The organism is Flavobacterium sp. MDT1-60 (assembly GCF_014844035.1).
Taxonomy (GTDB): Bacteria; Bacteroidota; Bacteroidia; order Flavobacteriales; family Flavobacteriaceae; genus Flavobacterium.
Window position 1 is genome coordinate 2,108,612 of record NZ_CP062159.1, and the last position, 13,240, is coordinate 2,121,851.

9 protein-coding genes and 1 other RNA gene are annotated in these 13,240 nt (G+C 33.3%); 4 read left to right on the plus strand and 6 right to left on the minus strand.

Annotated elements, in window-relative coordinates:
- Nucleotides 1-319: 319 nt before the first annotated feature.
- Nucleotides 320-1,351, plus strand: coding sequence for an ankyrin repeat domain-containing protein (locus IHE43_RS09145; RefSeq protein WP_192187648.1), 1,032 nt, complete (start codon nucleotides 320-322; stop codon nucleotides 1,349-1,351).
- 38 nt (nucleotides 1,352-1,389) lie between these two features.
- Here the strand turns inward: IHE43_RS09145 and ssrA are convergent.
- Nucleotides 1,390-1,785, minus strand: a transfer-messenger RNA (tmRNA) gene (gene ssrA / locus IHE43_RS09150).
- 66 nt (nucleotides 1,786-1,851) lie between these two features.
- Nucleotides 1,852-3,054, minus strand: a complete 1,203-nt coding sequence (locus IHE43_RS09155) for a serine hydrolase (RefSeq protein ID WP_192188189.1) — start codon at nucleotides 3,052-3,054, stop codon at nucleotides 1,852-1,854.
- A 240-nt stretch (nucleotides 3,055-3,294) separates the two neighbouring features.
- Between IHE43_RS09155 and IHE43_RS09160 the strand changes: the two genes are divergently transcribed.
- On the plus strand, nucleotides 3,295-4,497 hold the full coding sequence (locus IHE43_RS09160) for an NAD(P)-dependent oxidoreductase (protein WP_192187649.1): 1,203 nt from the start codon (nucleotides 3,295-3,297) through the stop codon (nucleotides 4,495-4,497).
- 131 nt (nucleotides 4,498-4,628) lie between these two features.
- On the opposite strand, the gene fumC is transcribed toward IHE43_RS09160, so the two are convergent.
- The 3 genes from fumC to IHE43_RS09175 all read right to left on the minus strand — a co-directional run bounded on the left by fumC (nucleotide 4,629) and on the right by IHE43_RS09175 (nucleotide 9,591).
- Complete coding sequence (gene fumC / locus IHE43_RS09165; RefSeq protein WP_192187650.1) at nucleotides 4,629-6,014, minus strand: class II fumarate hydratase; 1,386 nt, start codon at nucleotides 6,012-6,014, stop codon at nucleotides 4,629-4,631.
- 675 nt (nucleotides 6,015-6,689) lie between these two features.
- Nucleotides 6,690-9,152 (minus strand): outer membrane beta-barrel family protein, encoded by a 2,463-nt coding sequence (locus IHE43_RS09170; protein ID WP_192187651.1) that lies wholly within the window; start codon nucleotides 9,150-9,152, stop codon nucleotides 6,690-6,692.
- A gap of 94 nt (nucleotides 9,153-9,246) precedes the next feature.
- A complete protein-coding gene (locus IHE43_RS09175; protein WP_192187652.1) occupies nucleotides 9,247-9,591 on the minus strand; it encodes an arsenate reductase family protein in 345 nt (114 codons plus the stop codon).
- Nucleotides 9,592-9,702: 111 nt separating this feature from the next.
- On the opposite strand from IHE43_RS09175, the gene IHE43_RS09180 reads away from it, so the two are divergent.
- Nucleotides 9,703-10,626 carry a CPBP family intramembrane glutamic endopeptidase gene (locus tag IHE43_RS09180; RefSeq protein WP_192187653.1) on the plus strand — a complete coding sequence of 308 codons (924 nt, stop codon included), beginning with the start codon at nucleotides 9,703-9,705 and terminating at the stop codon, nucleotides 10,624-10,626.
- Between the two features lie 15 nt (nucleotides 10,627-10,641).
- Complete coding sequence (locus IHE43_RS09185) at nucleotides 10,642-11,682, plus strand: AMP-binding protein (RefSeq protein ID WP_192187654.1); 1,041 nt, start codon at nucleotides 10,642-10,644, stop codon at nucleotides 11,680-11,682.
- A gap of 256 nt (nucleotides 11,683-11,938) precedes the next feature.
- On the opposite strand, the gene IHE43_RS09190 is transcribed toward IHE43_RS09185, so the two are convergent.
- Nucleotides 11,939-13,153, minus strand: coding sequence for an RsmB/NOP family class I SAM-dependent RNA methyltransferase (locus tag IHE43_RS09190; RefSeq protein ID WP_192187655.1), 1,215 nt, complete (start codon nucleotides 13,151-13,153; stop codon nucleotides 11,939-11,941).
- Between the last annotated feature and the right edge of the window lie 87 nt (nucleotides 13,154-13,240).

Consider the following 13,240-nt stretch of genomic DNA (forward strand, 5'->3'; position numbering starts at 1 on the left):
GTTCTTATATTGCCTTGATTTTATATATTCAGGAAATAACATTTTAAGAAATTAGTTTTAAAGTCAGAGACTTTGAGAAGTTTTCGTTTTTCAATTATATTAGCTTGAAATGGCGCAAAGTCAGAGGCATTTGCGCAGCGTTGTGGAGGAACACTTTGTGGAGCGGGTAATTTATATACTAAATATAAATTAGGCTGATTTGAAAATTTAATTAATTTAGCAGAGTAGAAAATTATATTAAATAACCCCAATTCATCCTTAATATTAAAAAGTGCAAAAATCAAAATTAGTCTGTCTGCTATTATTACAAATTATATTCTTGAGTTGTAAAAAATCAGAAAATGAAAATGTAATTAAAACGGCGTCAACTCAATCTTCTAAAGGAAATCAAGATCAAAATTATATAAAAAAAGCAATAGAATCAGATCAGGCAGATTTTGTTCATTATATAGATACAACTAAAAATATAAATGCTTTTTACAAATTTGATGAATCCAATTCCTATACAATATTAGGATATTGCTGTAAATTTGACAGATATGATTTTGTAAAAAAGCTTATTTCGAAAAAAGCCGATATAACATTGGGTGAAGAGGATGAAGATTATCAATATGATGCACTTTATGTTGCAATAGAGAATCAAAATGAAAAAATTGTTGATTTACTTTTAGAAAATAAAGCAAATGTAAATAGTATCTATACAGAGGGTGGTCTTACATCACTTTCCTTTGCCTGCCAATTTTCTAATTTTCATATTGTTGAAGCATTAATTAATCATAATGCTGACATAAAAGGGAAGTATAATCCACAAACTGAAATGGCTTCTATTCCTATAATAGAAGCTGTAAAGAGTAAAAATAAAGAAGCAGTTAAACTATTAGTAGAAAAAGGTGCAGATGTAAATCAAGTTGATTTAGAAGAGACTTCGGCCTTAAGTTATGCTAAAGCCAAAGATCAGGAAATTTATAATTTATTGAATCTGCTATTAAAAGATAAAGTAAAATTTAGCACGCCAATCACTGAAAAATTTCTAGGCAAATTTGAAGCAAACACGGAAGGCGAATTAACTACAGATGGAACAGGACATACTACTTATCATTTTTCGATTACAACAAACGGAATTGTATTAAAGGCAGAAGCTTTTAGGGGAGACTTTTTATGCGAAGGAAATTATAAAGGAGTTGAAAAAGATAATATTTTAGAGGTTTATTACGACGAGAAAGATGACCGTTGTAAACAATCAAAACCTAATTACATTATAAAAAAAGAAGCAGATAAATACTTTATTAAAGGAGTTGGAGGTGAAGGGACTATTAACGAATGGATAAAATTGGAAAAAAATAAACCATAAGCATAAAAAAAACCTGTAAACAATGTTTACAGGTTTTTTTGTGGAGTCGCCGGGAATCGAACCCGGGTCCAAACAAGCAACTAAAGAGCTTTCTACGCGTTTATTTCCTGATTGGATTTTCGATGTTAAGCTAGGTCAGGAACAACCACTCAACACTTATCTTCTTAATTTCGAAATCCACCCGAAGCTCATGGAAATCTAGGTTTATTTTTACGGTTCCCCTATGCTGAACGCCACAAACCAAGGCTTTCAAGGAGAATCCAGCTTCCCTATCTGATAGGGACGTGGCTAATCTTACTATAATTCAGATTATGCAGCTAAAGCGTAGTTATTTTCGCCGTGTAAAATTGTAAGATCTTATATTTACGAGCAAGGTCTCAATGCTCGACGTGCTTACTTTCCAATTCGACTTGCTGTCAAAACCAGTCGACCCCAAAATTGAGTTTGCAAATTTATACTATTTGTTGTTAGATAAATAATAAATTTGACTTAAAATTATATTATTCTTCGTCTTTGAAATTAAAAGGATAATCTCCAAAAATTGGTGCCAGTTTACGAACCGCATAAGTGTTTCTGGTCATTTTATTGGATAAGGCAAGAATGGTAATATTTTCTTTCTTTAAAGTAATATATGATGAGGTATTACCATGCCACCAGCCATTATGGAAATAGAAATTTTGACCGGTTTCCCAATTGATCATTCGGATTCCTAAACCATAATTTTTTGTACCTTTTCTTTCATTGCTGTAGCCTGTGAAGACTTCTTTTAATAAAGCAGGTTTCAAGAAGTCAGGTGAATTTCTGGCTCTGTCAAATTTTAAAAGATCGCGAACTGTCGAAAAGATATTTTTATCTCCGTATACATTATCCAGGTAATCAAATCCAATTTCTGCACCATTGCCTTTGTATGACGGAACAATTTTTTTTCTGTCTTTGTCATCGTCAAAAACATAAGTATGTCTCATGCCTAAAGGTTTAAAAATGATTTCAGACATCGCTTCCTTATAAGTCAAACCGGTAACTTTTTCGATGATAAGCGCCAGCATTGCGTAATTGGTATTGCAATAACCAAAACGTGTTCCCGTTTTTGATTCCAATCCAACATCTTTCGTTGCCAGAATGTTTAAAATAGCAGCATTGGTAAGCTGATTATGTCTATCCCAAACCGATTTGTCGTGATCTGTAAAATAGGCGTAGTTACGCATACCGCTGCGATGACTTAATAACATTCTAATAGTACAGTCTTCGTATGGAAATGTTTTTAAGATTGTATTTACTTTTTGATCCAGATCAATTTTACCTGCATTGACCAATTTTAGAACCGCGGTAGCAGTTAAAACCTTGCTGACAGAAGCAATTTGTACAGGAGTATCTGCTGTTATTTTTGTTCCTTCGTTTTTATTGGCATATCCATTATATCTTTCAAAGATAATCTGACCATTCCTGGCCACAAGAAAGCTTCCGTTCATGCTGTTGTTTGGCCAGTTTTTAACGTAAAAATGATTTATTCTCCCTTTTACTGAATTGATATAAGCCTGTGAGAGTCTTTTTTCAGGACCTAATGGCTTCATCTTTGGCATTGTATCTTCAACTGTTGGAGTACTATCAACAATTGTTTTTTTATCTTTTCCGCATGAGCTTAAAACTAAGATTAGAAAAAGTATTTGTGGTATATTTGTTTTTTTTAGGAGACTCATTTTCATCATTCTTTGAAAACAAATATATAGAATTCAATATTTATGTTTTTGTTTTTTGACTCCTTTAAAAAACTTATTTTAACATTGTTTTAACTTCTTTTTTTGTTAGTCAATTGTGCATCAGCTAGTAGCGTTATAAAAATGTTTGAAATAAGAAAATAACAACAAAATTTTAACTAATTTTGTTATATTTGAAACAAATTGAATTAAAAAAGTTATATTAATATCTATCTTAATCTCGCATAAATGAAATTTGGAATTATAAAAGAAAGAAAATCCCCACCAGACAGACGTGTAGTATTCTCACCTAATGAACTTGCTAAATTAAAACAGCTTTATCATGAAGCCACTGTTGAGGTTGAAAGTTCTGATATTCGAATTTTTTCAGATATGCAATATAAGAGCATGGGTATAAACGTTACAGAAGATGTTTCGGATTGCGACGTTTTATTTGGTGTAAAAGAAGTCCCTGTTGAAAATTTGATTCCAGACAAGGCCTATTTCTTTTTTTCGCATACTATAAAAAAACAACCTTATAATAGAAAACTATTAAAGGCAATTTTAGAAAAGAATATCGATTTATACGATCATGAAACTATCGTTGATGCTGAAAATCGTCGTTTAATTGGCTTCGGAAAATATGCCGGTATGGTTGGTGTTTATAACGGAATTCGTGCATTCGGAATAAAATTTGAATTGTTCAAATTGCCTAAAGCCGAAACACTGGCAGGAAAAGAAGCTTTAATCATGCATTTAAAACGTCTTACTTTACCACCTTTAAAATTTGTTGTTACAGGAACCGGAAAAGTAGGAAGTGGTGCAAAAGAAATTTTAGACGCTATTAAAGTAAAAGAAGTTACGGTCGATAATTATTTGACTAAAAACTATACGCAGTCTGTTTACGTGCAGCTGGATGTTTTAGAATACAATAAACGAATTGATGGACAGGTTTTAGATTTCAATGATTTCACCTCACATCCTGAAGCATATGTTTCTGATTTTGAAAAATTCACTAAGGTTTCTGACATTTATTATGCAGGTCACTTTTATGACAATGCAGCACCAATGATTTTAACGCAGGAAATGTTGAATGCCAGTGACTGCAAATTAAGAGTAGTTGCTGATATTTCGTGTGATGTTAACGGACCAATTGCCTGCACATTGCGTTCTTCAACAATTGAAGAGCCTATTTATGGTTACTTTCCATTAGAGAATAAAGAAGTTGATGTTTTTCATCCTGCTGCAATTGTAGTCATGGCAGTTGATAATTTGCCGTGCGAAATCCCGAAAGATGCAAGTGAGGGTTTCGGAGAACAATTTATGGAACACGTTATTCCGGCATTTTTTAACGGAGATAAAGACGGAATTCTGCAAAGAGCTAAAATCACTGAAAAAGGAAAATTAACTCCTAGATTTGCTTATTTGCAAGACTATGTAGACGGGAAATAATTATTAATTGTAAAGGGTTAATTGTGAATTGTTTTTCGGGCTTTTGTCATTAAAAAAAGAGCTTCATAAAATTTAAATTTATTAAGCTCTTTTTCTAATTAATAATTTACAATTAACCATTCACAATTAGTTTAGACCATTTCCTCCGGTTTTACCCAATCATCAAAATCTTCTGGAGTTACATATCCCAAACGAACAGCTTCATCTTTTAAAGTTGTTCCGTTTTTATGAGCCGTTTGTGCAATTTCTGCAGCCTTATAATATCCAATTTTTGTATTTAAAGCAGTAACCAACATTAACGAATTATCTACTAACTCTTTAATACGTTTGTAGTTTGGTTCAATTCCCTGAGCACAATGTTCGTCGAAAGAAACACAGGCATCACCCAATAATCTTGCTGATTGAAGGAAATTTGCAGCCATAACCGGTTTAAAAACATTTAATTCATAATGCCCCTGCATTCCGCCAATGGCAATTGCCATATCATTTCCTATTACTTGTGCACAAACCATAGTTAAGGCTTCACATTGTGTTGGATTTACTTTTCCTGGCATGATAGAAGAACCTGGTTCATTTTCAGGAATGTGAATTTCACCAATCCCAGATCGGGGTCCTGAAGCTAGCATTCTAATGTCATTTGCAATTTTGTTTAAAGATACAGCCAATTGTTTTAAAGCGCCGTGCGTTTCAACAATAGCATCGTGTGCAGCCAAAGCTTCAAATTTATTCTCTGCCGTTACAAAAGGATGGTTGGTGAATTCAGCAATATATTCCGCCACCTTTTTGTCGTAACCTTTTGGTGTATTAAGTCCGGTTCCGACAGCAGTTCCGCCAAGAGCGATTTCTGATAGATGCGCCAATGTATTTTTAAGCGCTTTTAAACCAAAAGACAATTGAGCAGCATAACCTGAAATTTCTTGCCCTAAAGTCAGAGGTGTGGCATCCATAAGATGTGTACGGCCAATCTTTACGACGTCTTTGAATTCGTTCGCTTTCGCGGATAACGTAGCGTGTAATTTTTCGACTCCTGGAATTGTGGTTTCAACGATCATTTTGTATGCCGCAATATGCATTCCGGTTGGAAAAGTATCGTTTGATGACTGGGATTTATTGACATCATCATTGGCTTTTATAAATTGTTCGCCTTCGCCAATTTCAAAACCTTTAAGAACCTGAGCGCGATTTGCAATTACTTCATTTACGTTCATGTTACTTTGCGTGCCTGAACCGGTCTGCCAGATTACAAGTGGAAATTGATCTTCTAATTTTCCTTCTAAAATTTCGTCGCAGACTGCTGCAATAGCATCTCTTTTTTCTATAGGTAAAACACCGAGATCATAATTTGCATAAGCGGCAGCTTTTTTAAGATACGCAAAACCTTCAATGATTTCTGGTGGCATTGAGGCCGATGGTCCAATTTTAAAATTGTTTCGGGAACGTTCTGTTTGTGCGCCCCAATACTTATCAGCCGGGACTTGTACTTCGCCCATGGTATCTTTTTCTATTCTGTATTTCATTATATATGTATGTTTGTTGTTTATTGTTTGTCCGATTGAATTTGGTGACTAAAATAGGAAAGATCTTTTGAAAACGAGTGCCCTAGCCCTGATGGGAGCGGCATCCTTTTGTGTCCGCCGCGGCGGACACAAAAGATACAGTGGACAGCAGGATACAGCTCCTGAAAATGCGTATCGTCTTCTGTTTAAGACATTTCAATGAAAAACAAAAGAATGTTAAACAAAACCTCTTATTTAAAATGAGTTTAAATATACGGATAATTGTGTTTTTATAAAAATTGATTTGGATTTTATTGCTAAGGAAAAATATAAAACTTACATTTGTCCTTACATTCAAAAATTCCGGAAAACATGTTTGAATTTTCACAGTACTTAGGCTTTTTACTTTTCTTGACCATACTAACTATAGGGTTTTGGTTGATGTTTTTCTTAGTTGGTTTCGTATCTTATTGGGTTACGGGAGCAAGCTGGGAAATGTTCAAAGAGAAAAGAGCAAAAAAGAGACAAGAAGAACAATCAATTTAATTTTAAATTGACTTCATAAAGAAAGGACCCGTTTTTACGAGTCCTTTTTTTTATGGCAAAAAATAAAAAACCCAATTATTAAATTCCAAATTCCAATCAGTAATTTGATTAATTGGAATTTGGAATTTAATAATTGAAATTTAACTTATATTATCCCGGATAATCTCCGCCACCGTCGCCATCATTTCTAGGCTGTGCATTTTTGTCTCTTTCACTTTTAGGTTTGTTGAAACGATATGTAAACGATAAATTGAATTGACGTTTACGGAATTGCATTTCACCATACGAGGTTTGACTCTCAAGTGTTGTATCATTTTGAAGGTATGTATACGATCTCATGATTCTTGAGTTGAAAATATCGCTGATATTGAAAGCAATCGTTCCTTTGTCTTTCATTACATCTTTGCTTAAAGCGGTATTCATAGCAAATTGACCTAAGTTTTTACCTTGTGCGGTTTTTTGCTCTCCATTATAAGTACCGTTTAATTGCCAGTCTATCTTGTATGGTAAAGTTATTTTTGAACTAATTCTGGCAAACCAAGTGTTGGCCTGGTTATCAAGATTCTGAACAACGTCGTTTCCATTTGTATCTGTATAAGTGTTTGATCCGGTTGTTTTTACATTATAAAGATTGAAATTACTGTTTAATCTCCACCATTTGTATGGGTTATAATTGAATGTAAATTCAAAACCAAACTTTTGCTCTTTTCCTAAGTTAATCGGTCTGCTTAAAATAACCGGAATTCCGTTTACTTCCTGGCCGTTTGGAGTTCTCACAAAACTGAAAACATCTTTCGTATCTTCGAAATAAGCTGAAGTCGTAAAAGTTACTTTCTCCCAACGTTTGATATATCCGATATCGTATTTGTCAGTTAATGAAGGATCTAAATCTGGATTTCCCTGAAAAATATTAACGTTACTTGAATAGTTTACAGCAGGGTTCATGAAACGCCCTCTTGGTCTTGTTAGACGTTTACTGTAACTTGCGGTAAAGTTGCTTTGATCTGAGATTTCATAACTAATAAAAGCACTAGGAAACAGGTTATTGTATTTTTTAGTATTGAAATCGTTAGTATCTAGTAAGTTAACCTGGATATTAGTGTCTTCCCAACGCAAACCAAATAAATAAGAGAATTTGTTTACTTTAAATCCATAAGAAGTATAAAGCGCATTGATGTTTTCTTTGTATTCTAAAGTGTTTGATAAATTTGAAATTGGATCATCATTCTCATCCTTAACAAAATATTCATTGTTTAGGTCACCAAAACTTCCTTTATATCCTGCTTCAAATTGACTTCCTTTTCCTAATGGCAAAACATAATCGGCCTGAATTTGAATTTGTTTCTGAACCTGATTGTTTAAGGTGGTGTTGAAATTTGGAGATGCCGTAATGTAACTATTGCTGTCGTCTGTATTTCTTGAAATCGATAAATCGGCAGTAAGTTTATGTCCTTTGTCGTTGAAATTTTTAATTAAATTAGAAGTATATTCTACATTTTCGCTTCCCGTATCACCATTATTTAAACGGAATGAAGATCCTGTAAAGGCATGGGCAGCATCGTAATTATTATAATTGATGAGGTCTGTTGTACTACCTGAATTTTTTTGATAATTGATGGCGTTTGTCCAGAAAGTATTTGGCGCCACTGTCCATTCTATACCAGCTCTTCCATTAAATCCGTCATTTGTTCTTTTCGTATCACGATCTTCATCTAAAAAGCCTTTTGGTGTTCCATCAGCATTTAAATAAGATGTGTTAGTTTCACCGCCACCTTCATTGGTTCTGTAATTGTAACCAGCAGTTGTAAAATAGTTTAATTTTTCTGTTTTATAGTTCAGGTTGGCACTTAAACCATAAGTTTCCGGAAGTCCGGTAGAGGCTATAAAAGTTCCGTTGAAACCTTGATTTTTACCTTTTTTAAGGATGATATTGATCAAACCTGAACCACCTTCTGCATCATAACGTGCTGATGGGTTAGTAATAACTTCAACTTTGTCAATTGCATCTGCTGGTAGCTGACGCAAAGCTTCGGCAACATTTATAGCGTTTGATGGTCTTCCGTCAATTAAAATTCGGATATTATCACTTCCTCTTAAACTTACATTTCCTTCAGTATCAACAGAAACTGAAGGAACATTGTCTAAAACGTCACTTACGGTTCCGCCTTTTACCATCATGTCCTGACCAACGTTATACACCTTTTTGTCTAGTTTTATTTCGACTGTAGATTTTTCAGCACGAACAACAACTTCATTCAATTGTGCTGCATCTTCTGATAAATTTACAACTCCTAAACTAGTGTCTCCGGAAATGGTTTTTCCTTTAATTTCAGTCGATTTAAATGAAATAAATTCAACTTTTATATCATAAGTTCCTGGAGCAACAGCTACTTCAAATTCACCTTTTGGGTTTGTGATTCCGCCTGCAATAACTTTGGTGTCATTTGGAGCCATTATCGAAATAGTAGCATACTCAAGCGGTTGCTTGCTTACTTTTTCGAATACTTTTCCGGTAACTTTTACCTTGTTTTTACCAGGAGGTGCCTGCTGTGCATAGTTGTAAAAACTTGTAAAGAAAAGAACAAGCAATACAGCAAATTTGATTTTTTTCATTGTTATTTTTGGTTTCATTTACTCTTAGACCGCAAAAATAGCTTTTGGTTTAAAGAATAAAATCACAAAAAAATGTTAATTCGATACTTTATACTTAGTCTAAAAAAGAGGCAACAAGATCTAAATCCCTTCCGATAATGGCTTTACCATCTTTTATTACAATCGGTCGTTCAATCAAAATTGGGTTGTCAACCATTGCATCAATAATTTGATCGTTAGTCAATGTTTTTCCTTTATAATTTTCAATCCAGATTTTTTCTTTGATTCTGACTAATCGAAGCGGTTCAATGTCTAATTTTTCAAGTAAAATTTTTAAATCATCATATGTTGGAGTGTCTGTTAAATAGGGAATAATTTCATATTCCTGATTTGCCTGATCTAAAAAAGCGAGGCAGGTTCTTGATTTTCCGCAACGTGGATTGTGATAAATTTGTATCATTTTGTTATATTTAGGATGTCGTAATGTAATTAATGCAAAATTGGGTATTTTAGCGACACCAAAAATAAGGTTTCCTTATTAAATCGAATTCTCATTTTTAAATTTTAAAGTATGTTTTTAGAACAAGGAATTAAACCTCAGAATAAATTTTGGCTATATCTTATTGGGTCAGTTTTAATTATTATCGCATCATTTATCGGACAAATTCCTTTTTCTGTTGCTGTTTTGTATTCTAGTTTTAAAAACAAAAAAGCTTTTCCAACAGATAATGCAGCAATTATGAGAATTTTTGATCAAAATCTAACATTATTTCTGGTTATGATCTCTTTTGTTTTTGCTTTTGCCGGAGTTTACTGTGTTGTAAAATATTTGCATAATCAAACGCTTTTGTCAATAACAACATCAAGAAAAAAAGTTGACTGGAGCCGTATTTTATTTTCATTTGTAGTATGGTCTATTTTTTCAGCATTAAGTTTTTGGGCAGTTTATCTGAGGTCTCCGGAAAATTTCTTATGGAATTTTAAATTAATTCCCTTTCTAATTTTAGTGTTAGTTGGAGTAATAATGATTCCTATTCAAACTAGCACTGAAGAATATGTTTTTAGGGGATATTTGATGCAGGGATTTGCCAATCTGGCACAAAACAAATGGTTTCCGCTTCTCATGACTTCACTAATTTTTGGATCGATGCATGTTTTTAATCCTGAAGTGGCAAAAATGGGTTACGTCATTATGATTTATTATATAGGAACCGGGTTGTTTTTGGGAATCATCACGCTAATGGATGAAGGAATAGAACTGGCCTTAGGATTTCATGCCGCTAACAATTTAGTTGGGGCCATTCTGATTACTTCAGATTGGTCAGTGTTTCAGACTTACTCTATTTTTAAAGATATGTCAGAGCCTTCTGCCGGAATGGATGTTATCCTGCCTATTTTTGTGGTTTACCCGATTTTGCTTTTTATTTTTACTAAAAAGTATAATTGGAATAACTGGAAAGAAAAATTAACAGGGAAAATTATTACCTTAGAGTAATCAAACTAAATATTTATGTTAGAACTAACACATAAAAATGTTCACAACCATTTTAGAATAAATGGATTCCATTTAAACGCAATTGATTTGTGCCGTGTGGCTTATGATTATATAAAAGAAGGAGATGCTAATGAACAGGCAATAGGTGAATTTTTGTTGGATTGGTTCGATAACAAACAATATATCGAAATGAGAACGTCAGGAACAACTGGACTTCCCAAAGTAGTGAAATTAGAAAAGCAAGCCATGATTCAATCTGCATTGGCTACAGGAGATTTCTTTGGGTTAGAGCCTCACAATAAAGCTTTACTTTGTCTGCCTGTAAAATTTATAGCTGGTAAAATGATGTTGGTTCGAAGCTTAATTTTAGGACTAGATTTAGATATAGTAACGCCAAGTACAGAACCTCTTGCCTTAAATGAAACTAAGTATGATTTTGTGGCTATGGTACCGCTACAGGTTCAAAATTCGATTGAATCTTTAGGAAATGTAAAAAAGTTAATTATCGGCGGAGCAAAAATGGATACAACGCTTGAAGCGAAACTTTTGCCTTTGAAAACGGAGATTTATGAAACCTATGGCATGACGGAAACCATTACCCATATTGCAGCAAAGAAACTGGGAGAAAATGTTTTTACCGTTTTACCAAATGTAAAAATTGCTCAGGATGATCGAGGTTGTCTGGTTATTACAGTTCCTGCTATTTCTGAAGAATCAATTATTACAAACGATTTGGTTGAGGTAATAAGAGAAAATCAATTCATTTTTTTGGGAAGAATTGATAATGTGATTAATAGTGGAGGAGTGAAGCTTATTCCGGAACAAATAGAAGCAAAGCTAATTGAAAAAATTGATTCAAGATTTTTTGTAACAGGATTGCCTGATCCTGTTTTAGGAGAAAAATTAATTTTGGTTATTGAAGGCGAAAAACAAGATTTTACTTCTGATTTTTTTGATGTTTTAGATAAGTTCGAAAAACCTAAAGAAATAGTTTTCGTACCAAAATTCAAGGAAAACGAAAACGGAAAATTGTTAAGAAAGCCAAGCTTAAATTAGTAAATTCCAAATTTTTAAAACTTCAAATTCCAATTTTATCGTCAACTTGAGGACTTAAAACTTTTTTTTAGACCTTACAAATACACTCCGTTAGGAGTTTAATTTTGGTAGAAAAAAAATAAGATGAGAAAATGTCCCGTTGGGACTAAATATTTTAATGATCTTAAATAAAAATAAAAAATCCCAAATTCCAGTTATAAGATTGGAATTTGGGATTTTTTTATTTTGGAATTTAATTCTATTTTGGAATTTAAACTTAAGCGTTACGTTCTAATAGTGCCATATAAAATCCGTCAAAACCAGACTCAGAAGCTAAAATTTTACGATCTTTTATGAATGTAAATTGCTTTCCGATTTCAGTTTTTAAGAATTTTTCTACTTGCTCCTGATTCTCTGATGGTAAAACAGAGCAAGTTGCGTAAACTAATTTTCCGCCTGGTTTTACGATTTTAGAATAACTTTCTAAAACTTCACTCTGAACTTTACGAATATTATCGATAAACTCGGGTTGTAATTTCCATTTTGCATCAGGGTTTCTTTTCAAAACTCCTAAACCGCTACAGGGTGCGTCAATTAAAACTCGGTCTGCTTTTTCGTGTAATTTTTTGATCACTTTTGTAGTGTCAATAATACGATATTCGATATTGAAGGCGCCGTTTCTTTTGGCTCTCAATTTCAATTGTTTCAATTTGCTTTCATACAAGTCCATTGCAATCAATTGCCCTTTGTTTTCCATTAAAGAAGCAATATGCAATGTTTTTCCTCCGGCTCCTGCACAAGTATCAACCACACGCATTCCTGGTTTTACATCAAGGAAACCGGCAACCAATTGTGAGTTTGCATCCTGAACTTCAAAAAGCCCTTGTTTAAAAGCATCTGTTAAAAATACGTTAGCTCTTTCTTTTAGAACCAAAGCTTCCGGCTGATCTTTTAAATATTCTGTTTCAATATTTAAATCCATCAACGTGTTTCTTAAACTTTCTTTAGTTCCTTTAAGTGTGTTTGTTCTTAAAATAACTTTTGCAGGTTGGTTTTGAGCCGCAATTTCGGTAGACCAAACTTTTTCTCCCAATTCTTTTACGCCTAATTCATCCATCCAGTCCGGAATAGATTCTTTTAGAGCTCTAATTTTTGAAAGTTCGTCAAAACGACCTTTAATTTTTCTTTCAGGAGTTCCTTCCAATTGTCTCCAATCCGGAATAGGATATCCTCTTAAAACTGCCCAAACAGCAAACATTCTCCATAAATTGTCTCTGTCAAAAGGTTCTTTAACTTCGGCAATTTCAGCGTATAATCTTTTCCAACGAACAATTTCGTATATCGTTTCAGCAACAAACTTCCTGTCAGAACTTCCCCAACGTTTGTCTTTTTTTAATGCTCTTGCTACCACTTTATCAGCATATTCTCCTTCATTGAAGATCGCATTTAAAGAATCGATGGTAGTATAAACTAAATTTCTGTGTAATCTCATTTTAATTATTTGAGTTGCAAAGGTACTATTAATTGATTGAAAGTTAAATTTTTAATTTTGATTGTTATTTTTCGACTTTCAGTAAAA